The organism is Streptomyces sp. JN8, assembly GCF_055808075.1.
Genome location: NZ_CM147852.1, coordinates 1,445,885 through 1,469,619 on the forward strand (window position 1 = coordinate 1,445,885; position 23,735 = coordinate 1,469,619).

A 23,735-nucleotide genomic window follows, 5' to 3' on the forward strand; every position below is an offset into this window, starting at 1 on the left:
GTCCGGACCGGTCCACCGACCGGGCCGCGCCGTGCCGGGCCACCGACCGGGCCGTGCGGGCCGACCCATCGACCGGGCCGTGCCGGGCCACCGACCAGGCCGTGCCGGGCCGGCCCACCGACCCGCCCCGGGCCGGCTCACCCGGCCCGTCTCTGGCTCAGACCGTCCAGACCCCGTCCCGCATCAGGTGGCGGCCGGCCAGTTCGGGCTCCTCCAGCCAGGCCTCGACGGCGGTCGGGCGGACCCGGAACCAGCCGTACGAGGGCCCCGAGTTCCGCGGGTCCCAGCCGCACTTCGCGGCGAAGCCGTCGATCGCCCCGGTCGGCACCTCGCCGACCGCGAGCGTCGTCACGTCCCCGTCGATCAGCACCACGTCCCGGGTGTGCCCGAGGGCGAGCCGGGTCCGCGCGCCGGCCGCGAGGTTGCGGCCGGTGGGGTTCGTCAGCCGGGTGCACAGCCAGATGTCCGCGCCGTCCCAGTGAAAGGCCAGCGGCACGAGGTAGGGCCGGGCGTCGGCGCTCGCCGACGCCACCCAGATGTCCACCTCCTCCGCCAGTCGTGCGAGGACGTCCTTCTTGCGCTGCTCGGGCTCTCGGATCGCGGGGTGCGTCGTCATGGCCCCGACCCTACGCCTGGGGATCACGCCGGGGTGGTGGTCCGGACCGCGACGGGACGGAGTACGGACCGATCGCGCCTCGGTCCACACATGTGCGGTCCTTGCCGCCTCGGCACGGTGCCGTGGAACGCTCATCTCTGCAGACTGGCTGCCGGCAAGCTGTGGACCACGGTTTCCGGCTTCTTCCATCTCGGCCGGCTTGTCCTCGTCATGCCAGAGCTCTTCGTACGCCTCGTCCCGTTCCTCGGCGCGGCGAAGGAGGTCGTACACGGAGTTGCCGCATCCGGGCTCCAGCAGCAGCAGATAGTTGTCGATGAACCCCCCGCCGTACGTGGCCATCAGAGTGGTGTAGTCACGGGGCAGCCGGACACCGAGCTCTCGCTCCACGGCCTCCCAGTCCTTGGCGGGCGGGGGCGCTTCAGGGCGGGGCAGGAGTCCGGTCGACCGGGCAAGTGGCATGTTCACTGTCGCATCCTGCCGACGGGGGCCCGCCCGCCAGGGACGGCAGCCTCACAGAGGGAAGTCAACGTTGAGGCACGTTCATGATGGTGACGACCCACCGAGCTGGGCTGCCAGGAGGTGCGTGCGGTTGTAGCCCTGACCGCTGACCCAGCCCGCCGGGTCGACTCCGGGGTTGGTCATTCTGCGCGGGGCTGCCCTGGGCGGCGCTTCCACGGGGCGCTCGGTACGGCCGGACATCCCGCCCGAGGTCCCGTGCCGGTGTTCACCGCTACCCGAGGAACGACAGCCGGACCTGACGCTCCGGATTGTCCCGGTTGGTGTCCACCAGGCACACCGACTGCCAGGTGCCGAGGGCCAGTTCGCCGTCGACCACGGGGAGGGTGGCGTGCGGGGCGACGAGGGCCGGCAGGACGTGGTCGCGGCCGTGGCCCCGGCTGCCGTGGCGGTGTTGCCACCGCTCGTCGGCGGGGAGCAGGTGGTGCAGGGCGGTCAGCAGGTCGTGGTCGCTGCCGGCGCCCGTCTCGATCAGCGCGACGCCCGTCGTCGCGTGGGGCGTGAAGACGTTGAGGAGGCCTCCCCGACCGTGTGCGACCTCGGCCAGGAAGGCGACGCACTCCCCGGTCAGGTCGTACACCACCTCCGTTCCTCCGGTGGTGACGTCCAGGACGCGCGTGGCGAAACCGTTGCTCATCCCCTCATCGTGGCGGAGCGGGCGGCCTTCGCATACGCCCCACGCGGACGCCCGCGCAGGTGACCCCGGCTTGCTGCCGTGCGCGTACGGGGCCGCCGGGTGCCGCTGTCGCGAGGTCCGGCAGGCATGCGCAGCGGCGGGCCCGGGCGGAGCCTGTCGGTTCCCCGGGCGGGACCCGGGGCTCAGGTCATGTTGAAGTACGGCAGCGGGCCCGCCGGCTGGCCGGCGGTGACTCGGCGGATCACCGCGATCGCGAGGACCGCGCAGAGGAGGCTGATGCTCTGGTCGACCGGATTGCGGTAGTCGAAGTGGTCGAGGAACAGGTAGTGGAACGCCACGGAGAGGGGGCCGTCGGCCAGCCAGACGAACCACCAGGCGTTGATCAGCCAGGCGTCGCGGGGCGGGCCGCCGGCCCGGTGGATGTCGAGGGTGATGCGGCGCGGCAGCCACCACATGGCGAGCGGGATCGCCCAGGCGCCGATGGCGAAGCCGACCGGGTACCTGTGGCTGCCCGGGGCGATGACCTCGGCGTTGGCGCGGACGCGGAAGAACCAGACGAGGAACGCGGCCCAGCACGACAACTGGAGCACGGCGGGGAACGGGACCATGTCCTCGGCCAGCCACGGGGAGTCCTTGCCACCGCTCGCCAGGATGTAGACGTCGGTGAGGGCCTGGGTGGCGATCAGCGACTGGATCAGGACGGCCGGGCCGACCGGATTGCGGAATCTGAAGCGCGGGCCCCGCACGGCGGCCGGTCCGACCGGCACGTTGTAGGCGTCCATGGAATCCCCCCCGGGATGCGGTGACGCCGCCGCGGTGCGCCGCGGCAGCGGTGATCACCGGAATGGTAGGGGCGTTTCGGCCAGGTCGTCCACGGGCGACGTCCCTGGTCGGGGCCCGCGAGGACCCGTCGTACGCACAGCCGCTCCCCGCGGGGCGGCTGCCGTCCGAACGGCGCCTCGGACGAGTCCACGGCCCGGGCGATGTCCGCCCGGAGGCGGGGCCTTCGTGGTCGGAGATGCGGCATGCGGGTGGTTCTCCTCGCGGCTCGGGGCATCGGGTGAGCGGAGAGCGCTACGTGTGTGGAGACACGTTCTGAACCAGTGGGAGCGCTCCCACTGTGCAGCGGGGACGCAACGGCGTCAAGACGCGTGAAGAGTTGAAGGCTCGCGACGAGGAACTTGCTCAACTCCTCTTTTCCTTGGCATGAGTTGACGCTACGGTCTGCCCGACCAGTGGGAGCGGATCCGTCCGGTCGGCACACCGTCGCAGGTGTGCCCGTGCTGCGAGGAATCGCTCATGCGACACCCCCACGTCTGTCGGCGCCGCCCGCACGAGCGGCGCCTCCGACGGCGCGCACCGCCGTCGTGGGTACGGCCGCCGGAGCCTCGGCCGCACCCGTCCACGGCGGACCCGCCGGCCGACGGCCGGCGGCCACCGGGGCGCCTTCACCGTCACTCGCCGCCGCGGCGGCGAGCCGAACGGGCAAAGCGTCGGCTCCGCCCGGGAGGTTCACCTTCCGCCCGCACGGCCGCACCTCCCTGCCCGCCGGACCTTCGGCACCTTGCGCACCTCCGCGCCCTCCGCACCTCCCTGCCCGCCGCACCCGCGGCCGTCGACCACGCCATGGAGCGGTTCGACGAGCGCGACCTCCCGCACGGAGTCGGGCCTCCGGCCTGCCCGGAACCCGAACTCCCCTCCTGAACGGCCTTCTTCGCACGACGGCAACTCATCGCATTCGGCACCGGACCGCGCGGTCACCCCGCGCCGTCCCACCCCCGAGAGGAACCCCCACCCGCATGAGCCGCACCCGTCACACCGCCCTTCTGGCGGCCCTCGGCCTCGTCACGGCCACCGGCGCCACCGCCACCGTCCTCGGCACCGCGAGCGCCGGCGCCGCCGCCCCTGGCTGCAGGGTCGACTACCAGATCACCAACCAGTGGAACACCGGCTTCGGCACCAACGTGACCGTCACCAACACCGGTGACCCGGTGGCCTCCTGGACCCTCGAATGGACCTACGCCGGCAACCAGCAGGTCACCCAGGGCTGGAACGCGACCCTCACCCAGTCCGGCGCCGCCGTCACCGCCAAGAGCCTCTCCTACAACGGGGCCCTGGCCACCGGCGGGTCGACCTCCTTCGGCTTCAACGGCTCCTACAGCGGCACCAACGCCGTGCCCGCCGCCTTCAGGCTCAACGGGGTCGTCTGCAACGGCGCCACCGAGCCGACCACGCCCCCGACCACCCCGCCGACCACGCCCCCGACCACGCCGCCGCCGACCGGCGGCAGGGCCGACAACCCGTACGCCGGCGCCAAGGTGTACGTGAACCCCGAATGGTCCGCGAAGGCGGCGGCCGAACCGGGCGGCTCGAAGGTGGCCGACCAGCCCACCGCCGTCTGGCTGGACCGGATCGCCGCCATCAACGGGTCGAGCACCTCCATGGGGCTGCGCGCGCACCTCGACGAGGCCCTGAAGCAGAAGGGCTCCGGCGAGCTCGTCGTCCAGCTGGTCGTCTACAACCTGCCCGGCCGCGACTGCGCCGCGCTCGCCTCCAACGGCGAGCTGGGCCCCACCGAGATCAACCGCTACAAGACCGAGTACATCGACCCGATCGCCGCGATCCTCGCCGACGCCAAGTACGCGGGCCTGCGGATCGTCACCACGGTCGAGATCGACTCGCTCCCGAACCTGGTCACCAACGTCTCCGGCCGCCCGACGGCCACCCCCAACTGCGACGTCATGAAGGCGAACGGCAACTACATCACCGGCGTCGGCTACGCGCTCCGGAAGCTGGGCGCGATCGGCAACGTCTACAACTACGTGGACGCCGGCCACCACGGCTGGCTGGGCTGGGACGACAACTTCGGCCCGTCCGCCGAACTGTTCAAGCAGGCCGCCACGGCCGAGGGCTCGACCCTCGCCAACGTCCACGGCTTCATCGTCAACACCGCCAACTACAGCGCCCTGAAGGAGGACCACTTCACCATCGCCGACAGCGTCAACGGCACGTCCGTGCGCCAGTCGAAGTGGGTCGACTGGAACCGGTACACCGACGAGCTCTCGTACGCCCAGGTCATGCGCGCCAAGCTGGTCTCGCTCGGCTTCGACGGCAACCTCGGCATGCTGATCGACACCTCCCGCAACGGCTGGGGCGGCACCGCGCGGCCCACCGGTCCGGGCGCCACGACCAGCGTCGACACGTACGTCGACGGCGGCCGCTACGACCGGCGCATCCACCTCGGCAACTGGTGCAACCAGTCCGGTGCCGGCCTCGGCGAGCGGCCCAAGGCGGCACCCGCCGCGGGCATCGACGCGTACGTCTGGGTCAAGCCCCCGGGCGAGTCCGACGGTGCCAGCAAGGAGATCCCGAACAACGAGGGCAAGGGCTTCGACCGCATGTGCGACCCGACGTACACGGGCAACGCCCGCAACGGGAACAGCATGTCGGGCGCGCTGCCGGACGCCCCGATCTCGGGGCAGTGGTTCTCGGCCCAGTTCCAGGAACTCCTGAAGAACGCCCACCCGGCGCTGTAGCCCGTCCCACGGAGGCGGCCCCGCGTCCGGTCCCGACCCCTCGCGGGGCACGGCCGGCCGCGGGAGCCGTCACGGCCGACGCCGGAGACGTCATGGGCCGCCGCACGAGCCGTCGCGCGCCGGCCGCGGGAGACCGTCACGGCCGGCCGCGAGAGACCGTCACGACCAGGGGCCGGAGCCGTCATGGCCAGGGGCGGGAGGCATCACGCGCCGCCCGCGGGCCCCATCCCTCGCCGCCCGCGGACCCCGTCCCTCGCCGCCCGCTCGCGGACGGCCCCGCGGGCCGCTCAGCACGACCTTCGTACGACCAGCTCCGTCGGCAGCACGTGCCGGCGGGGCTCGCCGGGTTCCGTCGCGATCCCCTGGATCTCCCGGATGAGCATGCGGGCCATCGTGCGGCCCATCTCCTCGATGGGCTGCCGCACGCTCGTCAGCGGCGGGTCCATCAGCCGCGCCACCGGCGAGTCGTCGACGCCGACGAGCGCGACGTCCCGGGGCACCCGCCGGCCGGCCTCCCGCAGCGCGGCCCGCGCCCCGGCCGCCATGACGTCGGAGGCGGCGAAGACCGCGTCCAGGTCGGGGCTGCGGTCGAGCAGCCTGCGCATGGCACGCCGGCCGCCCTCCTCGGTGAAGTCGCCCGTCGAGACCAGCCCTTCGTCGGGGGCGAGCCCGGCCTCCGCGAGCCCCGCGCGGTAGCCGCCGAGCCGGGCCCGTGCCACGTACATGTCGAGGGGCCCGGTGACGGTCGCGATCCTGGTCCGCCCCCGCCCCACGAGGTGGGCGACCGCCGCGCGCCCGGCTCCTATGTTGTCGGAGTCGACGTACGGCACGGGCTCCGCCTCCGCGCGGCGTCCGTTCATGACGACCGGCAGACCAAGTTCCCGGATCCGGTCGGGCAGCGGGTCGTCCCCGTGGACCGAGGCGAGCAGGACGCCGTCGACGCGCTGGGCCGCCAGGTACTGCTCGAAGCGCTGCCGCTCCTGCTCGCTGCGGACCAGGGTGAGCAGCAGCTGCTTGTCGGCCTCGGCGAGTTCGGCGCTGACCCCGCGGATGAGGTCGAGGAAGTAGGGCTCGGCGAAGAGCCGGGCCTCGGCCTCGGGGATGACCAGGGCGATCGCGTCGGTGCGGCTGCCCGCGAGGGCGCGGGCGGCCTGGTTGGGGACGTAGCCGAGTTCGGCGACGGCCCGGGCGACGGCCGTCCTGGTCCGCTCGCTGACCCGGGGGGAGCCGTTGATCACCCGGGAGACCGTGCCCCGGCCGACCCCGGCCCTGGCCGCGACCTGCTCCAGGGTGGGTCTGCCGCTCTGCCGTCCGCTCACCGCTCCCGAACTCCCCTCGTAGGACCACGCGCGGCTCACCAGCGCCGCGCCGAGGTCGGCCCAACGGATGGGAGCGCTCCCACACTAGTCCAAGGTCACGTCCGGGCGCCATGACGTGTGTTCAGGAGGTGACGTGACGGGGCCCGTCCAGGTCCGCGAAACCCCCGGAAAACCTTCCGGTAACGAATCCGCGTTCATGTCTTGACACTCGCCCCCGCCAGGCAGCAACCTTCCGGCAACGACGTGGGAGCGCTCCCACCCGGGACGCACACAACCTTGCATCGAGTCCTGGCGGGCGCCGCCGAGCCGCGATCAGCCGGCCGGGCCTCTGGGCGCACAACGAGCACCACCTTGGACGAGGAGAGTGGAATGCGCACTTCCAGCAGCAGACGCGGACGCCGTGCGGCGATCGCGGCGGTCGCCGTCGTCGTGACCGGCACGACCCTGCTCACCGGTTGCGGCAGCGACGACGAGGGCGGCGGCAAGGGCGGCGGCAGCGAGAAGATCACGCTGCGGATCGGGACCTTCGGTTCGTTCGGCTACGACGACAAGACCGGCGCGAAGCTCTACGCCGAGTACGAGCGGCTCCACCCGAACATCGAGATCGAGGAGTCGAACGTCTCCGACGGCCAGAAGTACTGGGACACGCTGAAGCTGCGTCTCGCCCAGAACAGCGGCGTCGCCGACATCCAGGCCGTCGAGGTGGGCTACATCGCCGAGGCGACCGGCCCGGCCATGGCGAACAAGTGGGTCGACCTCGGCAAGGAGGGCGGCGCCAGGATCGACGCCTTCCTGGACTGGAAGGTCAAGCAGGCGACGACCGGCGACGGCAAGGTCATCGGCCTCGGCACCGACATCGGCCCCATGGCCATCTGCTACAACAAGGACCTGTTCGCCAAGGCCAAGCTGCCCACCGAGCGCGAGGCCGTCGGCAAGCTCTGGTCCGGCGACTGGGCCAAGTTCATCGCGACCGGCGAGAAGTACAAGGCCGCCGCCCCCGCCGGGACCGCCTTCCACGACTCGGCGAGCGGACTCTTCAACGCCGTGGTCTCCAGCGACCCGGTGCAGTACGCCGACGCCGCCGGCAAGCTCGACTGGGAGAACAGCCCCGGCGTGAAGAACGCCTGGGACACCGCGGTCAAGGCCGCCCAGGGCGGACTGACCGCCAAGCTGCGCCAGTTCGACGAGAAGGGCACCTGGAACGCGGCCTTCAAGAACTCGAAGTTCGCCACCGTCGCCTGCCCCAGCTGGATGACCGGCATCATCAAGGACCAGGCCGGTCCCGCCAACCAGGGCAAGTGGGACATCGCCGCACCGCCGGTCGCCGGCAACTGGGGCGGCTCCTTCCTCGCGGTGCCGAAGGCGGGCAAGCACACCAAGGAGGCCGCCGAGCTGGCCGCCTGGCTGACGGCTCCGGCCCAGCACGCGAAGGTCTTCGCGGTCAACGGAAACATCCCCTCGTCCAAGGACACGCTCACCTCCTCGGCGGTCCAGGAGGCGAAGCTCCCGTACTTCGGCGACACCCCCGTCGGCAGGATCTTCTCCAGCGCCGCCTCCGGGATCACCCCGGCCTCGATCAGCCGCTACGACGGCCAGGTCAAGACCTTCCTCACCGACAACGGCATCCTCGACATCGAGCAGCGCGGCACCGACCCGGTCAAGGCCTGGGAGAACGTCAAGAAGCTGGTCGACGACAAGATCGACCAGTAGCGGGGACACCCGCCGGGCCGCCGCCCCCGACGCGCGGCGGCCCGGCACCGTCCGCAGCACCGCACGCATCGACCCTGGAAGGACGCCCCCGTGGCCACCTCCGTTCGGGCGAAGCCGGACGGCTCCCCGCCGCCCGCCGCACCGCCCTCCTCCCCCGGCCCGCGCGGCCGCCGCTCCCCCGGCGGCCTGCGCAGCACGCTCTACCGCTGGGACGTCAAGGCGATCCCGTACGTCTTCGTCACCCCCTTCTTCCTCACGTTCGCCGCCTTCGGCCTCTTCCCGCTGATCTACACCGGCTGGCTCTCGCTCCACCGGGTGGAGCTCGGCGGGGACCCGAGCTGGAAGGGCCTGGAGAACTACACCGACCTCGCGACCAGCGAGTTCTTCTGGAACGCGCTCGCCAACACCTTCACCATCGGGGTCATCTCCACCGTCCCCCAGCTGCTCATGGCGCTGGGCCTGGCCCACCTCCTCAACTACAAGCTCCGCGGCCGGGGCTTCTTCCGGGTCGCGATCCTCGCGCCGTACGCCACGTCGATCGCCGCGGCGACCCTGGTCTTCGCCCAGCTGTTCAACACCGACTACGGGATGATCAACGGTCTCCTCGGCTGGGTCGGAATCGACCCGGTGAACTGGGAGTCCTCCAAGTGGCCGGCGCAGATCGCCATCTCGGTGATCGTCACCTGGCGGTGGACCGGCTACAACGCGCTGATCTACCTGGCCGCCATGCAGGCCGTCCCGCAGGACCTGTACGAGGCGGCGTCGCTCGACGGGGCCTCGCGCTGGCGCCAGTTCCTCAGCGTCACCATCCCGTCGATCCGGCCGACCATCCTCTTCACCGTCGTCGTCTCCACCATCGGCGCGACCCAGCTGTTCGGCGAGCCGATGCTCTTCGGCGGCAGCGTCGGGATCAGCGGCGGCAGCGGCAACCAGTTCCAGACGCTGAGCCTGCTCATGTACGAGAAGGGCTGGGTGACCGGCGCCCTGGGCCAGGCCTCGGCGATCGCCTGGGTGATGCTGCTGCTCCTGCTGCTCGTCGGCGGCGTGCAGGCCCTCGTCTCCCGCCACAACCGCAAGAAGCTGGGGGGCTGACCTCATGGCGCAGACACTCGACAGGAGCCCGGCCGGCACCGGGACCCCGGCCGCCGCCCCGGCGACCGCACGCCTCGGGCGGCGCTTCGGCCGGACGGCCGGACGCCAGCACCACGCCGGACCGTTCACCTACCTGCTGCTGGTCGCGGCCGCGTTCGTCTCGCTCTTCCCGCTGTACTGGAACGTGGTCGCCGCCTCGCACAGCGGCGAGCGGGTCGTGGAGGCGCCGGCGCCGCTGCTGCCCGGCAGGCGCCTCCTCGACAACCTCTCCTTCGCCTGGAACCAGGTCGACATGGGCGAGGCGCTGATCAACACCACGGTCGTGGCGAGCCTGGTGGCCCTGTCCACCGTGCTGTTCTCCACGCTCGCCGGATTCGCCTTCGCCAAGCTGCCGTTCCGGGGCCGGGGCCTGCTGCTCTCCCTGGTGGTCGCCACCATGACGATCCCGCCGCAGCTCAGCGTGATCCCGCTGTACCAGATCATCACCGACCTCGGCTGGTTCGACCAGCTCCAGTCCGTCGTCCTGCCCTCGCTCGTCGCGGCGTTCGGCGTGTTCTTCATGCGCCAGTTCCTCGTCGAGGCGCTGCCGGTGGAACTGGTCGAGGCGGCCCGGATGGACGGCGCGCACAGCCTGCGGATCATCTGGCACGTGGTCTTCCCGGTGGCGCGGCCCGCGATGGCCGTCCTCGGCATGCTGGTCTTCGTCCAGGCCTGGAACGACTTCTTCTGGCCCTTCATCGCCCTCACCCCGGACGGCAACCCCACCCTCCAGGTGGCGCTCGCCGGACTCGGCGCGGGCAACCACACGGTGGACCACGCGGTCGTGCTGACCGGCGCGCTCATCTCCACCGTGCCGCTCCTGCTGGTCTTCGCCTTCCTCGGCAAGCACATCGTGGGCGGCATCACGGCCGGCGCCGTCAAGAGCTGAACCGCCGCCCCGGCCGCCCCTCCGAACCTCTCGCACGTCTCGAACGTACCGACCCCGCAACAGCGTTGGGAGCCCTCTCCTATGACCGCGTCCGAAACCCGGCCGCTCACCGCCACCCGTTCGTTCCCGTCCGGCTTCCTCTGGGGCGCCGCCACCGCCGCGTACCAGATCGAGGGAGCGGCGGCCGAGGACGGCCGCACCCCGTCCATCTGGGACACCTTCTCGCACACCCCCGGCAGGGTCTTCGAGGGGCACACCGGCGACGTGGCCGTGGACCACTACCACCGGTTCCGCGAAGACGTCGGCATCATGTCCGAACTCGGCCTGAACGCCTACCGGTTCTCCGTGTCCTGGTCCCGCGTCCAGCCCACCGGGCGCGGTCCGGCGGTCCAGAAGGGACTGGACTTCTACCGGGCGCTCGTCGACGAGCTGCTCGGCGCCGGGATCGAGCCGGCGCTCACCCTCTACCACTGGGACCTGCCGCAGGAGCTGGAGGACGCCGGCGGCTGGCCCGAGCGCTCCACCGCCGAGCGGTTCGCCGAGTACGCGGGGATCGTCGCCGACGCCCTCGGCGACCGGGTGTCCCGCTGGACGACCCTCAACGAGCCGTGGTGCAGCGCCTTCCTGGGGTACGGCTCCGGGGTGCACGCCCCGGGCCGGACGGACCCGGTGGCCTCGCTGCGCGCCGCGCACCACCTGAACCTCGGGCACGGTCTGGCGGTCCAGGCGCTCCGCTCCTCGCTCCCCGCCGACCGGCAGATCTCGGTCTCGCTCAACCTCCACGAGGTGCGTCCCCTGACGCGGTCCGCCGAGGACCTCGACGCGGCCCGCCGGATCGACGCGGTCGGCAACCGGATCTGGCTGGGCCCGATGCTGGAGGGCGCCTACCCCGAGGACCTGATCCGGGACACGGCGCAGGTCACGGACTGGTCCTTCGTCGAGGACGGCGACACGGCGACCGCGCGGCAGCCGCTGGACCTGCTGGCCGTCAACTACTACACCCCGACGCTCGTCTCACAGGTGCCGGAGGGTGCGGAGAAGCCGCAGGACGACGGTCACGGCGCCAGCGACCACTCGCCGTGGCCGGGTGCGGACTCGGTCGCCTTCCACCGGGCGCCGGGCGAGCCGACGGCGATGGGCTGGGCGGTCGACCCGAGCGCCCTGTACGACCTGCTGACCCGGGTGTCGGCGGCGTACCCCCGTCTCCCGCTGGTCGTCAGTGAGAACGGGGCGGCGTACGAGGACGTGGTGTCCCCGGACGGTTCGGTGCACGACCCGGAGCGCGCCGCCTATGTGCACGCGCACCTGGAGGCGGTGCACCGGGCGATCGAGGACGGGGCGGACGTCCGCGGGTACTTCCTGTGGTCGCTGCTCGACAACTTCGAGTGGGCGTACGGCTACGCGAAGCGCTTCGGCGCGGTCCGGGTGGACTACGAGACCCTGGAGCGGACGCCGAAGTCCAGCGCCCGCTGGTACGCGCGGGTGGCGCGGACCGGTGAGCTGCTGGCTCCCGACGGCGTCTGACCCGCCCGGGAGGGAAGGCCGTGCCGGTGGTCCGGTACGGCCTTCCCCTGTTCCGCTACGGCTGGGCGTCGAGCCAGCTCAGCTTGTGTCCGTAGAGCACGCGCTGGCAGTAGTCCGTGCCCTCCGGGTCGCCCGAGGCGCGGTTCGCCTTGCAGTCGGAGGCCTGGCCCGGCCGGTGCTCGGAGAGGGACCACAGCCGGCCCGTGCCGCGCTCGATGTAGAGGTCCTCGGCCCCGCGGGCGGTCTTGACGGGCTGTCCGGAGGCGACGAGCCGCCCGCTGGTGTCCCAGGTGTGGCGCCAGAGGTTGCCGGGCTCGTCGGTGCCCTTCGACTCGTTCAGGTAGAGGGTGCCCCCGTTGACCGCCGCGCCCTGCGCGCCCCCGTTGGTCAGGGGCAGGTAGTTCGCCCAGCCCTGCGCGGGGACGTCGGCCGAGCGGCCCTCCAGGGCCGCCACCGGGAAGGAGGCGATGCGGCCGGTGGACGGGTAGCCGCTCTCGGGCCGGCAGTACTCGCCCATGATCATCCGGTCCGGGGTGGTGCTGCGGTCGAGCGAGATGTAGGAGGCCTTGGGCGCTCCGGTGGAGACGCAGGCGTACGAGCCCTTGGGGTTGGTCTGGTCCGCCTTGAACTTCCAGGCGGCCACCTGGGGCATCACGTAGCGGTAGCCGAAGCTGTACCAGACGTTGTTGTGGCGGCCGACCTTGGTCTTGTCCTCGACGTTGGCGGTGGTCTTCACGCCGTCCGAGTCGGCCCCCATCGCGTCGTGCGTCGTGGGGTCGCCGTCCGGGTCCAGGTCCATGATGGTGCGCATGTCGAAGACGCGCAGGCCGTTGCGGGTGTCCGCGACGTAGAGGTAGTTGCCGTACCAGACGATCCCGCCGGCGTGCACGCCCTTCTGGATCGGGTACTCGGCGGCGTGCAGGCCGTCGAAGGAGACGTGGTCGGCCGAGTTGACGTAGGTCCAGCCGAGCAGCACGTGGCGGTACTTCACCTCCGACGTGCCCGTGGCCGGGTTGGTCCGGGTCTGGACGAAGGTGACGCGGACGCCCTTCTGGTTGCAGGCGTCGTTCGCCTCCAGTTCGGCGGCGGTGCAGTCGCCTGCCGAGGGGAGCGGGTCGTTCTCGCGGCCGGGGTCCCAGCCGTCGTAGGAGGCGAAGAGCTGGATGTTGCCGGCCTCGCCCCACAGCTCGTTGAGCTTGGCGTCGGAGACGCCGGTCATGCCCTGCGGGACCCACTCCTGCGAGACGGAGTCGTCGCTCTGCAGGCAGTACTTGATGTCGGGGTCGGGGGCCGTGCCGAAGGGGTCGCGGGAGCACCAGGGCTGCGCGGTCCGGTTGGCCGCGGTCAGCAGGTTCTGGACGCCCGACTTGGGCAGGACGGAGTCCAGTCGGGCCACCCGTGCGGTGGTCTCGGCGTTCATCGCGCCGGGCGCCATCGTGAAGTCGCCCGGGGAGGCGGCGCCGCCGGGCTCGGTCCAGGCGCGGGTGCCGAACGGGGAGGCGGTCTTCTCGGTGGTGCGGGGTTCCTGGATCCAGCTCTGCGGGGCCGTGGGCGGCAGGTCATCGGCCTGGGCGGGTGCCGCGAGGCCGGTGAACGCGAGCGAGGCCGTCGCGACGGCCGTGAGCCACGTGCGGCGTATGCGCCTTGTGGGCATGTGGGGTTGTCTCCGTTGCTCCTGGGTCGACAAGTCGAACGGAGGGTTCCAGAACGCGCGAGCGAAAAGCAAACGTGTTCTCGTCGGTGGTGACGGGTCGACACCCGGTGCGCCGCCGAGGAGGATCCGGCCATTCCGGCACCGCCGGGACGGGTCGGACTTCGGGCGGCACGGGCGGTGTGAGGGCCCTCGCCGGTTTCCGGGGCGACGTGCCGCGGGGGGCCGCCGGAGCTCTTGCACGGCCGCCGGTCCGGCGGTCTCGCGGCGCGACGCGGGACGCCGCTCCCCGGTCCGGCCCGGCGGGCCCGCCTCCGCTTAGGGTGGGCGATCATGAGCAACCCTCACTCGCCCGCCCCCCGGTTCCGCCGGCTCCGCGGGACCTCCGGCCCGGCCGTCGTCGTCACCGCCCTCGCCGGTTTCGCGGTCGTGCTCGTCACCTCCGCCCCGCCCTCGCTGGCGGCCCTGCGTCCGGCTGTCCGCCCGGCACCGGGCGGCGCCGCGGCGACGAGTCCCTGGCTGCGTCCGGCGGGCGCCCCGGTGACCGTGATCGCGCACCGGGGGGCCTCGTCTGCCGCCCCGGAGAACACCCTGGTCGCCGGCGAGGTCGCCCGGCGCGGCGGGGCCGTGTGGATCGAGAACGACGTGCAGCCCAGTGTGGACGGCGTGCCGTACGTGCTGCACGACGCGACCGTGGACCGGACGACGGACGGCACGGGTCCGATCCGCTCGCTGACCTCCGCCGAACTGGACTCCCTCGACGCCGGTTCCTGGTTCGCCCCGTCCTTCGCGGGCACGCACGTGCCCACGCTGGAGGCCCAGCTGGCGGACCTGCACCGGCGCGGCGGGAATCTGCTCCTGGAGGTGAAGGGCCGTCACACCCTCGACCAGGTGCGCCGGATCGTCGACCTGGTGCGCGCGCAGGGGATGAGCGACCGGGTCTTCGTCCAGAGCTTCGAGGTCTCGCACCTGCAGTACGTCCACCAGCTGGCCCCCGAGCTCCCCCTGGGGCTGCTGCGGGACACCCTCGACGCGGACCCCGTCGCGCTCGCGGCGGACCTGCACCTGGCGTCGTACAACCCCTCGGACCGGGCGCTGTCCGCCCGTCCGGAGGTGGTCGGCGATCTGCACGCGGCGGGTGTCGCCGTGAACGTCTGGACGGTCGACAGCCCGACCCGGTGGAAGGCCCTGGACGCGCTCGGGGTGGACGGGATCATCACCAACCGCCCGACGGAGCTGGGCGGTTGGTCGTCCGGTCGGGTGTCGTGAGGGCTACGGAACGACCTTGATGCCGTCGACGAAGGCCCGGACCATCACCGCGTGGGTGTAGACGACGGTTCCGGGCTTGATGAGGCCGCCCTCTCCGCCGTCGCCCTGGACCTGGACGGTGCGCTCGCCCAGGAAGGCGTAGGTCCTGCCGTCGAAGATCCACTCGGTGCGTTCCCCGCTGTGCTCGTCGAGCCGGGCGACGGCGACGCCCTTGCGGCCGGCGGCGTCGGTGGCCTCGTCCACCTTCACCACACCGGGGATCTTCGCGGCGGCCCGGTAGAGGGCGGCGGCCAGCTTCGGGGTCGGCCAGCTCTCGCCGAGGAGGTCTCCGATGGTGGTGAAGGCCTGCTGGTCCCTGCCGTTGCCCTGCCCCTCGGTCTCCTTGTAGATCTTCCGCAGCAGCGCGTCGGGGTCGGTGGGGAGGGTCGCGAGGTAGTCGTGGGAGGGCGCGCCGAGGTGCGGGGTCGGCACGTCGCCCTTCTCGTCGCGGCCTTCGAGGGTGATGCCCTCGGGGCCGGTGTTGCCGGGCTCGATGAGCCAGCCCTTGAGGCCGTCGGGCGAGCGCCAGGACTGCCGGGTGTGGAGGGGGTCGCTGACGAGGCTGCTCCGGCCGTCGACGGTCTTGACGTGGGTGTTCGCGGCGCGGGTCTCGATGTAGATGTACTGGCCGGCGCGGCCGTTCGGCACCTCGGCCCCGGCGGCGGCGAGCGAGATGCGGTCGAGGAGCCGGGGGGCGCCCGCGGCGTCGGCCGCGCCGATGCTGGTGGTGAGGGCCGGGCCGGTGGCGCGGTCGTCGGTGTCCTGGGCGCCGCCGGGGGTCAGGACGAGGACGCCGACGGCGAGCGCGCCGGCGAGTGCGGTGACGGCGGGCAGCAGGATCGCCCTGCGCAGCAGGGGGTTGCGCGGGGTGCGCGCGGCTGCGGCGGTGCGGCGGTCGTCGTGGATCTGGCTCATCAGGCGCTCCTTGTGGAACTGGTGGCGGCCCGGGGGGAGGTCGTGCTCCTCGATCGCGGGAAGGCCTCCGGGCTGGGGCCGGTTCGCCGTACGGGACTCGTCGGGTTCGGGGTTCATCGGATTCCTTCCTGCGCGGGCCGGACCGCGTTCACGCGATCACCTGTTGTCTGTCGGGTGCGGCGGGCGGGTTCCCGTTTTCCCGGGGCCGGTTCGGTTCTCTCCCGGGCGAGTTCGGCCTCGGCGCCGGTACGGAGCTTGGCGCGGGCCCTGGAGAGACGGGAGCGGACGGTGCCGACGGGGAGGCGCAGGGCCCGGGCGACGTCGGTGTAGGCGAGGCCCTCCCAGAGGCAGAGGACGAGGACCTCGCGTTCGGTGCGGCGGAGCGTGCCGAGGGCCCGGAGGGTGGCGGCGATGCGGCGGCGGTCGTCGATCCGGCCGGCGACCTCGGAGGCGTGGTCGGGCACGGCGGCGTCGGCCCGTCCGGCGGCGGCGTACGCCTCGGCGGCCGCACGGTAGCGGCGGTTGCCGCGGCAGTGGTTGCGGGAGACGTTGGTCGCGACGCCGAGCAGCCAGGGCCGCAGGGAGCCCCCGTCCGGGTCCACCTTCTGCCGGAGCCGCCAGGCCTCCAGGAAGGTCGCCGCCATCACGTCCTCGGCGACCGACCAGTCGCCGGTGAGCCGGAAGGCGTGGTTGTAGACGCTCCGGGCGTAGGAGTCGAAGAGTTCGGCGTAGGCCGAGGGGTCTCCGGCCCGGATGCGGGTGCGCAGGTCGATGTTCACGTCTCTCGTCTGTCCGGCTCCCGGAGCGGGTTCCGGTGACGCGCGTCACAGGGGTCGGGGAGTTCCGCGAGGAGATCGGGGTTGACGATGCGCAGGACGGTGGCGATCCGCTCGGGGTCGGCCGCCGCCCACAGCACCGCCCGGGCCGCGCGGTACTTGGCGGCGAGCCGTTCCCGCTGTGCGGGCGGCAGGGCGGCGGACCGGTCGGTGCGGCTGTTGTGGGCGTTGTCGGCGATCTTCACGAGGGTGGCCTCGGGGTCCCGGGTGATCCGGCGGATCTTCTCCTCGTAGTCCGTGCCGGGGGTGTTGGTCACGGCCACGACGAGGTCGACGACGCGGTCGGGGATCCCGGCGGCGCGGAGCCGCTCGGGCGTCCAGTCGGTGTCCTCGACGATGTCGTGGAGCAGTCCCGCCATGGCCAGGTGCGGGCCGAGCGGTGCCAGGCCGGCGGCGACCGCGCGGACGTGTTCGACGTACGGGACACCGGTCTTGTCGGTCTGTCCGGCGTGCGCGCGGCCGGCGAGCGCGTCCACTTCGGCGAGAGTCATCATGGCCCCATCATCGCGGGGTGGCCGGAGCCGTCCCCCGCCTCCCCCGCCGGGCGCCGCGCGCGGTCCCGCCTCCGTGCAACACACTCTTCACAGAAGGGCGGGAATCCCCTTCGGGGACGGGCGGGTTGGCGCTGGTATGACTCTCGGGGTAACGCTCGGCTCGACCACGGTCCGGCGCACGATCGACGGCACGGTGCGCCTCGCGCGGGAGGCGCGCGAGGCGGGCCTGCACTCGGCGTGGTTCGGCCAGACCTTCGCGTACGACTCTCCCTCGCTGGCCGCGATCGTCGGGCGGGAGGTGCCGGGGCTGCACGTCGGGACCGCCGCCGTCCCCGTCTTCGGCCGCCACCCGCTCCTCGTCTCCAGTCAGGCGCAGACCGCCCAGGCGGCCACCGGCGGCCGCTACCACCTCGGGCTCGCCCTCGGCACCCGGCATCTGACCGAGACCGGTTTCGGCATCCCGTACCGGCGGCCGGTCGGGCTGCTCAGGGAGTTCCTGACGGCGCTCCGCCCGCTCCTCGAGACGGGGACCGCCGACTTCCACGGGGAGCTGCTGACGGCGACGACGCCCTACTCGGCGGAGGTGCCGGGCGCGCGGCCGACGGTGCCGGTGCTGGTCGCCGCGATGGGACCGCAGACCCTGCGGGTCAGCGGCGAGCTGGCCGACGGGATCCTGCCGTTCCTGGCGGGGCCGCGCGCGCTCGCCGAGCACATCGTGCCCGCCGTGACCGCCGCGGCGGAGGCGGCCGGACGCCCCGCGCCCCGGGTGGTGGCCCTGGTCCCGGGGGTGGTCACCGCGCGGTCCGGGGTGGCGGCCGTGCGGGAGCGGGCGGCCGCGGAGCTCGCGCTGTACGAGCGGATTCCGTCGTACCGGCGGGCGATCGAGGCGTCCGGGGCCGCGGGGGCGGCCGAGGTCGCCGTCATCGGCGACGAGGAGGCGGTCGCCGCGGAGGTGCGGCGCTACCGGGAGGCGGGGGCGACGGAGGTGGTGTTCACGGCGACCGAACTGGACGGCGAGGAGGGCCGGGTGCGCACGTGGCGGCTGCTGGGCGAACTGTCGCGCGGCTGAGTGCCGGGCTCATCCCTTCTTCGCCCCGGCCGGCGCCGGCGCCGGATCCCCCTCGCCCTCGGTGTCCAGATGGGGCAGGATCCGGTCCAGCCACCGCGGGGTCCACCAGGCGTGCTTGCCGAGCAGGGTCATCACCGCGGGCACGAGCAGCAGGCGGACCACCGTGGCGTCGATGAGGACGCTGGCCGCGAGTCCCAGGCCGAGCATCTTGACGACGATGTTGTCCGAGACGATGAAGGCCGCGAAGACGCTCACCATGATGAGGGCCGCGCAGGTGATCACCCGGGCGGTGATCTCCAGGGCGTGGGCCACGCTGGCCTTGGAGTCCCCGGTGCGCAGCCACGCCTCGCGGACGCGGGACAGCAGGAAGATCTCGTAGTCCATGCTGAGGCCGAAGACGATGGCGAACATCATCATGGGCACGTAGCTCTCGATGGGCACCTTGCCCGAGACGCCGAGGGCGGGTCCGCCCCAGCCCCACTGGAAGACGGCCACGACCACGCCGTACGAGGCGGCGATGGAGAGGACGTTGAGCACGGCGGCCTTCACCGCGACGAGGAGGCCGCGGAAGACGGTGAGGATGACGAGGAAGGCGAGGCCCACCACCACGGCGATGATCAGCGGGAGCCGGCTGGAGACCAGGTCGAGGAAGTCCACCTGGGAGGCCGTGGTGCCGGTGACGTACCCCTGGGCGTCGGTGCCGGCCACCGCCTGCGGCAGCACGTCGTCGACGAGGTGGTTGGTCAGCCGGGTGGTCTTCTCGTCCTGCGGGGAGGCCACCGAGTAGGCGGTGCCGACCAGGACGTCCCCGTCGGGGGTGGGCTGGAGCGGGGTGATGTAGGCGGCGTCGGGGACGCCGGTCAGGGACTGCTTGAGCTTGTCCGCGAGGTCGGCACGGTCGGCGGAGGGCACGGCCGTCTGGTCGACGACGAGGGTCAGCGGGCCGTTGGCGCCGGGGCCGAAGGCGGTGGAGATGAGGTCGTAGGCGCGCCGGTCCGTGAAGGACTTGGGATCGGCGCCGTCGCCGATGTGGCCGAGCTGGATGAAGAGCAGCGGGAAGGCCAGGACGAGGAGCACCACGACGCCGCCGGTGAGGAACCACCAGGGGCGCTTCTCCACGCGCTGCGCGTACCGGTGCCAGGTGCCGTGCGCGGGTTCGCCGGGCTCGGCGTCGGTCTCGGCGACCGGCTTGCGCACGTGGTAGCGGTCGATGCGCCGGCCGACGAGTCCGAGCATGGCGGGGACGAGCGTGAGGGCGGCGAGGACGGCGGTGACGACCGTGAAGGCGGCCGCGAGGCCGAGTTTGCCGATGAAGCTGACGCCGGAGACCCAGAGTCCCGAGAGGGCGATGATGACCGTGCAGCCGGAGACGAGGACGGCGCGTCCGCTGGTGGTGGTCGCGAGGCCCGCGGATTCGGCGGGATCGTGGCCGTTCATGAGGTTCTGGCGGTGCCGGGTGATGAGGAACAGGGCGTAGTCGATGCCGACGCCCAGGCCGATCATGGTGGCGAGGGTGGGCGAGACCGTGCCGAAGGTGAACGCCGCGGCCGTCAGGCCGAGGAGCGCGAGGCCGCAGATCGCCCCGAGGAGGGCCGTGACCAGGGGCATGACGGCGCCGATGACGCTGCCGAAGCCGATGAGGAGGACCACGATCGCGACGGCGAAGCCGATGGCCTCGCTGGTCCGGTCGTCGGCCTCGGGCCGGGCGAGTTCGCCGAGCGGACCGCCGTACTCGACCTCGACGCCGGCGTCGCGGAGCGGCTGGACGGCGGAGTCGACTCCGGGCAGGTACCCGGTGCCGAGGGTGGAGGGCGGTTCGCTGAAGCGCACGGTGATGTAGGCGGTCTTGCCGTCGGTGGACAGCGGACCGGTGTTGGGGACCCCGGCCGGGAGGGCGGGCGGCGTGGTGCCGGGCGGCGGCAGCGGGTTCTGCACGGCGATGACGTCGGGCAGCTTCTGCAGGGCGGCGACCGTCGAGTTGACGGCGGAGGCCTCGTCGGTGAGCGGCCCGGAGGACCTGTTCAGCACGATCTGGGCCGCGTAGCCCGCGGCGGCGGGGTCGTGCGCCTGGAGGGCGTCGAGGCCCTCCGTCGACTGCACCCCGGGGAGGTCGAAGTCGTCGGAGTACTGGCCTCCGACCACCCTGTCGAGGATCTGGAGCCCCACCATCGCCGCGAGCCAGACCGCGATGACGACGATGAAGTGGCGGGCGCACCAGCGCCCGAGTCGGTACAGCGCACCCTTGGGGGGTGTCGGCCGGGTGGCGGCCGGGCTTCCTGCGTTCATGGGCAAGGCCGTGTCCGGTAGGGAAGTCCCCGAGCGGTCCCCCGCACCGACCGTGCGCGGGTGTACCCGTCCATTGTTGGCCCGCCTCGCCCTTCCGGCATCTCGACCGGTTCGGGGGGACGTTCGGGCAGGTCAGATCAGGTGAGGAGGCTGTTCGGGTGGGAGGAGCGGCGGGCCGCGGCGAGCAGGGCGTGGATGCGGGGGCCTGCTTCGTCGATGTCGGTGACGGGGGTGGGGAAGGGCAGCCGGACGTCCTGGTGGCCGGTGGGGTGTTCGAGGCGCAGGGTGATGCCGTACCGGTCGAGCGCGACCGGCAGGGCGCGGACCATGTCCCGGGCGGGGCGGGGCCGGACGAGGCGCAGCAGCAGGGGGACGAGTTCGCCGTGGCCGTCGACGAGGTGGGTCAGCATGGAGGCCTCGCAGGAGGCCATGGGGTCGACGTCCGTCGCGTGGAGTTCTTCCAGGGTGATGTAGGCGCGGCCGTCGGCGTCCTCCAGGAGGGCCTGGCCGAACTCCATGCAGATGCTCGTGGCCGCCTCCGGCTGGTACGGGGCGGAGAGGAGTCCGGTGAGGGTGACGCGGCCCCGGAGGCGGTCGCGGACCGGGGTGGGGGCGATGTCCGTGAACTCCAGGCGGACGGGGATCCGGCCGGTTCCCCCGGTGTGGCTCTCCTCGGAGGGGTCGTGGAGGTGGATGTGCCCCATGGGCCCGGTCCCGTCCAGGAGGTGCACCTCCTGGTGGTGTCCGTCGGACACGACCGTCATGGAGTGGGCGGCGGCCAGGATCGATCGCACGCGCTCGGCGGGGGTGGGCCGCGTGACGCGGGTGGTGAAGGGACGCATCCGAGTTCTCCCGGGACAGGTGACGGGGGCAGGCCACCGAGCCTGCGCCCAGAAGCCCTACTTAGGTAAGCCTAAGCTAACTCATCCCCGATCCGCTACGGAACGTCCGAATCCGGCCGGACGCCGGGCACCTGACGGCTCATGTGATGATCTCCCTTTCGATTCCGCATCCACGGACACCCCAGGGGGAGAGAAAGCATGGGAACCACGGACGCCAACGGCGTCGACCTGTCCGGCGTCACCGGCAGGCTCATCCAGACGGTCGACCTGGTGAAGGGCCCCGCCCCGCAGGCCATCGCCACCGACACCGTCAACGGACACGTCTTCGTCCTCCAGGTCGAGAGCTCCGCCACGGCCCCGCAGGGCAATCTCTGGCTCAACCGCATCAACCGCCGCACCGGCGCCATCACCGGCTCGATGCAGCTGAAGGGCTTCGGCCACGGCCTCTCCATGGGCGCCGAGCCCGTGGGCGCCGACACCTACCTCTGGACCGAGGTCGGCCCGCTGCAGCTCTCGGCCGACAACGCCGCCTTCGGCAAGGCCGTCACCCGGTTCCGCTTCGTCGACGGCGCGGTCCTCGACGGCGCCCAGATACCGCAGGGCCAGAAGTTCACCCCGCCCGGCAGCACGTCGAGCACCGGCCCGTCGCTGGACCCGGTGAGCGGGCTGCTGTGCGTCATGTACCACAAGGACGGGAAGCGGCACTTCACCCGTTACGACTCCGCCGAGGCCGCGGCCGGCCGGTGGAACCCGGTGGGCACCACCTTCGTCATGCCGGCCGGCGAGGACGTCACCCCCGACGTGCCCACGCCCCACCCGCTCAAGAAGACCCTCGTCTCCCAGGGCTACACCGCGCTGGGCGACGTCCTCTACGCCTACCAGTGGGCCCCGTACGACACGGCCGACGCCTTCCCGGGCATCGCCTTCCTCACCTCGTACTCGTGGACCACCGGCCTGCGCATCGACCGTCAGGTGGTCACCAACGCCGACGGCCTCACCCGCCGCGAGCCCGAGGGCGTCACCGCCGAGGTCGACCCCGCGACCGGCGAGACCCGGCTGCTCTTCGGCTTCAGCAACACCGTCCCCGGCACCACCGGTTCCCGCGACGTCACCATCGGCTGGTACCCCACCAGGCCCGCCGTGGACGGCATCAAGGTCCTCGCCGACTGGGAGGACCTCGCGCTCGAACCCGGCGTGTCCCCCGGCGCCGACCGCCCGCGCGGCCGGCTGATCGCCCTCGCCGGCACCACCTACCTCCAGCTCCGCGGCACCGTCGCCTGCTCCCCCGGCCTCACCGCCGACAGCAGGATCGGAACCCTGCCGCACCGGCTGCGCGCGACCCACCTGACCCGCCAGAACGTGCCCCGCAACAACAACACCGGCCGCTGCGTGTGCCGGCTGGAGACGGACGTCACCGGCGCGCTCCGCGTGTACGGCGCCACCAGCGACAACGCCATCACCTGGATCGACTTCGACGGCGTCACCGTCGCCTGGCGATGAACCGCCGCCCGAACCGCCCCGTGCACCGCCCCGCCCCGCAGCCCGCGCACCCCGCCGAACCCGGAGGACCGACCATGACCCAGCCCCGCACCAGCCGCCGCTCCCTGCTCACCGCGGCGCTCGCCGCGCCCGCCGCCGTCGTCGCCGGCCCGGTCCTCACGGCCACCCCGGCCGCCGCCGCGGACCCCGTCGACGGCTGCCAGACCGTCGTCGACTGGACGCCGGTCACGGTGGACGCGGCCGTCACGAACGAGCCCGGCGCCCCGGTCGAGGCCCGGGTGATCCGGCTCGCCGGGACCGAGTTCCTCCAGCTGCGCGGGACGGTCACCTGCTCGTTCACCGCCGACGGCCGCCTCGGCACCCTCCCCGACACCATCCGCCCGCCCAAGCTCACCCGCGGCGTCTGCCCCCGCAACAACAGCCTGGGCATCAACGCCATCCGCATCGAGGCCAACACGGCCGGCGCCGTCAACGTCTACGGCCCCCAGGCGACCAACAAGGTGACCTGGATCCAGCTGGACAACTTCTCCTCCGTCCTGCGCTGACGCCCGCGGCGGGCGCCGGTCCCCCGGAGACCACCGGCGGACCGGCGCCCCGCCCGCGCGGCGGCGCACAGGGCGCGCCGCACCCCGCCGCCGTCCACCCCGCCCACTCCGCCCGTCAGGGCGCGTCGGCGGACCAGTCGAGGCGGCCCGGATCGCCGGGGCGCGGGTCGTACAGCGACCGGCCCCCGGCACCGAACCGCCCCAGCTCCGTCTCCAGGACCACGCCCGCCCCCCGCTGCTCCGGCGTCCGGTCGGTGACGTCGAGCAGCAGTCCGTCGAGCGGACCGCCCACCAGCTCCACGTAGACGCGGCCGGGCCGCGGGCCCGGCCGGGGGTCGTCGTGGTCCTGGCCGTAGACCCGGCCCCTCAGCAGCTCCTCGTCCCTGTCCATACGAGACAGCGTCGCAGCCG

The 23,735-nt window shown here is 72.7% G+C and carries 20 protein-coding genes; 9 read left to right on the forward strand and 11 right to left on the reverse strand.

The window, feature by feature from the left end; genetic code table 11:
- Positions 1–157 precede the first annotated feature (157 nt).
- From ACY0MR_RS06270 to ACY0MR_RS06280, 3 genes are all read right to left on the reverse strand, one after another.
- Positions 158–1,075, reverse strand: a complete 918-nt coding sequence (locus ACY0MR_RS06270; RefSeq protein WP_473561715.1) for an SMI1/KNR4 family protein — start codon at positions 1,073–1,075, stop codon at positions 158–160.
- Between the two features lie 271 nt (positions 1,076–1,346).
- Positions 1,347–1,769 carry a YjbQ family protein gene (locus ACY0MR_RS06275; protein WP_473559676.1) on the reverse strand — a complete coding sequence of 141 codons (423 nt, stop codon included), beginning with the start codon at positions 1,767–1,769 and terminating at the stop codon, positions 1,347–1,349.
- A gap of 182 nt (positions 1,770–1,951) precedes the next feature.
- Positions 1,952–2,551 carry a DUF4328 domain-containing protein gene (locus ACY0MR_RS06280; RefSeq protein WP_404078282.1) on the reverse strand — a complete coding sequence of 200 codons (600 nt, stop codon included), beginning with the start codon at positions 2,549–2,551 and terminating at the stop codon, positions 1,952–1,954.
- Positions 2,552–3,568: 1,017 nt separating this feature from the next.
- Here ACY0MR_RS06280 and ACY0MR_RS06285 point away from each other — a divergent pair.
- Positions 3,569–5,305: a glycoside hydrolase family 6 protein gene (locus ACY0MR_RS06285; protein ID WP_473559678.1), complete on the forward strand. Its 1,737-nt coding sequence runs from the start codon at positions 3,569–3,571 to the stop codon at positions 5,303–5,305.
- 287 nt (positions 5,306–5,592) lie between these two features.
- Here the strand turns inward: ACY0MR_RS06285 and ACY0MR_RS06290 are convergent, their stop codons facing one another.
- Positions 5,593–6,624, reverse strand: coding sequence for a LacI family DNA-binding transcriptional regulator (locus ACY0MR_RS06290; RefSeq protein ID WP_388795407.1), 1,032 nt, complete (start codon positions 6,622–6,624; stop codon positions 5,593–5,595).
- 369 nt (positions 6,625–6,993) lie between these two features.
- Between ACY0MR_RS06290 and ACY0MR_RS06295 the strand changes: the two genes are divergently transcribed.
- The 4 genes from ACY0MR_RS06295 (at position 6,994) to ACY0MR_RS06310 (ending at position 11,878) form a co-directional block, all read left to right on the forward strand.
- Positions 6,994–8,334, forward strand: coding sequence for an ABC transporter substrate-binding protein (locus ACY0MR_RS06295; RefSeq protein WP_404078274.1), 1,341 nt, complete (start codon positions 6,994–6,996; stop codon positions 8,332–8,334).
- A 90-nt stretch (positions 8,335–8,424) separates the two neighbouring features.
- The gene (locus tag ACY0MR_RS06300) at positions 8,425–9,426 is read left to right on the forward strand and encodes a carbohydrate ABC transporter permease (protein ID WP_361853646.1); all 1,002 of its coding nucleotides are present in this window, start codon (positions 8,425–8,427) and stop codon (positions 9,424–9,426) included.
- Between the two features lie 4 nt (positions 9,427–9,430).
- Positions 9,431–10,354, forward strand: coding sequence for a carbohydrate ABC transporter permease (locus ACY0MR_RS06305; RefSeq protein ID WP_392863984.1), 924 nt, complete (start codon positions 9,431–9,433; stop codon positions 10,352–10,354).
- A gap of 81 nt (positions 10,355–10,435) precedes the next feature.
- Positions 10,436–11,878, forward strand: a complete 1,443-nt coding sequence (locus ACY0MR_RS06310; RefSeq protein ID WP_404078270.1) for a GH1 family beta-glucosidase — start codon at positions 10,436–10,438, stop codon at positions 11,876–11,878.
- Positions 11,879–11,933: 55 nt separating this feature from the next.
- Here ACY0MR_RS06310 and ACY0MR_RS06315 read toward each other — a convergent pair whose 3' ends face one another.
- Positions 11,934–13,532 carry a hypothetical protein gene (locus ACY0MR_RS06315; protein ID WP_388795420.1) on the reverse strand — a complete coding sequence of 533 codons (1,599 nt, stop codon included), beginning with the start codon at positions 13,530–13,532 and terminating at the stop codon, positions 11,934–11,936.
- Positions 13,533–13,862: 330 nt separating this feature from the next.
- On the opposite strand from ACY0MR_RS06315, the gene ACY0MR_RS06320 reads away from it, so the two are divergent.
- Positions 13,863–14,798: a glycerophosphodiester phosphodiesterase gene (locus ACY0MR_RS06320; protein ID WP_404078267.1), complete on the forward strand. Its 936-nt coding sequence runs from the start codon at positions 13,863–13,865 to the stop codon at positions 14,796–14,798.
- Between the two features lie 3 nt (positions 14,799–14,801).
- Here the strand turns inward: ACY0MR_RS06320 and ACY0MR_RS06325 are convergent, their stop codons facing one another.
- Genes ACY0MR_RS06325 through ACY0MR_RS06335 form a run of 3 tightly spaced genes read right to left on the reverse strand, consistent with a single transcriptional unit; the run spans position 14,802 to position 17,082 of the window.
- Positions 14,802–15,869 carry a CU044_5270 family protein gene (locus tag ACY0MR_RS06325; protein ID WP_388795426.1) on the reverse strand — a complete coding sequence of 356 codons (1,068 nt, stop codon included), beginning with the start codon at positions 15,867–15,869 and terminating at the stop codon, positions 14,802–14,804.
- Positions 15,866–16,531, reverse strand: a complete 666-nt coding sequence (locus ACY0MR_RS06330; protein ID WP_388795429.1) for an RNA polymerase sigma factor — start codon at positions 16,529–16,531, stop codon at positions 15,866–15,868. The genes ACY0MR_RS06325 and ACY0MR_RS06330 overlap by 4 nt, the downstream gene beginning before the upstream one ends.
- The gene (locus tag ACY0MR_RS06335) at positions 16,528–17,082 is read right to left on the reverse strand and encodes an HD domain-containing protein (RefSeq protein WP_361855376.1); all 555 of its coding nucleotides are present in this window, start codon (positions 17,080–17,082) and stop codon (positions 16,528–16,530) included. The genes ACY0MR_RS06330 and ACY0MR_RS06335 overlap by 4 nt, the downstream gene beginning before the upstream one ends.
- 136 nt (positions 17,083–17,218) lie before the next feature.
- On the opposite strand from ACY0MR_RS06335, the gene ACY0MR_RS06340 reads away from it, so the two are divergent.
- Positions 17,219–18,151 carry a TIGR03564 family F420-dependent LLM class oxidoreductase gene (locus ACY0MR_RS06340; protein ID WP_473559683.1) on the forward strand — a complete coding sequence of 311 codons (933 nt, stop codon included), beginning with the start codon at positions 17,219–17,221 and terminating at the stop codon, positions 18,149–18,151.
- A gap of 9 nt (positions 18,152–18,160) precedes the next feature.
- On the opposite strand, the gene ACY0MR_RS06345 is transcribed toward ACY0MR_RS06340, so the two are convergent.
- Together ACY0MR_RS06345 and ACY0MR_RS06350 are read right to left on the reverse strand one after the other, a co-directional pair.
- On the reverse strand, positions 18,161–20,437 hold the full coding sequence (locus ACY0MR_RS06345; RefSeq protein WP_473559685.1) for an MMPL family transporter: 2,277 nt from the start codon (positions 20,435–20,437) through the stop codon (positions 18,161–18,163).
- A 137-nt stretch (positions 20,438–20,574) separates the two neighbouring features.
- Positions 20,575–21,279 carry a DUF2470 domain-containing protein gene (locus tag ACY0MR_RS06350; RefSeq protein WP_388795438.1) on the reverse strand — a complete coding sequence of 235 codons (705 nt, stop codon included), beginning with the start codon at positions 21,277–21,279 and terminating at the stop codon, positions 20,575–20,577.
- Between the two features lie 198 nt (positions 21,280–21,477).
- Here ACY0MR_RS06350 and ACY0MR_RS06355 point away from each other — a divergent pair, with 198 nt between their 5' ends.
- A complete protein-coding gene (locus tag ACY0MR_RS06355) occupies positions 21,478–22,779 on the forward strand; it encodes a phage baseplate protein (RefSeq protein WP_404078255.1) in 1,302 nt (433 codons plus the stop codon).
- Positions 22,780–22,853: 74 nt separating this feature from the next.
- Positions 22,854–23,324: a hypothetical protein gene (locus ACY0MR_RS06360; RefSeq protein WP_361855364.1), complete on the forward strand. Its 471-nt coding sequence runs from the start codon at positions 22,854–22,856 to the stop codon at positions 23,322–23,324.
- A gap of 115 nt (positions 23,325–23,439) precedes the next feature.
- Here the strand turns inward: ACY0MR_RS06360 and ACY0MR_RS06365 are convergent, their stop codons facing one another.
- Entirely contained in the window at positions 23,440–23,715 is a 276-nt protein-coding gene (locus ACY0MR_RS06365; protein ID WP_361855361.1) for a hypothetical protein, read from the reverse strand.
- Positions 23,716–23,735 lie beyond the last annotated feature (20 nt).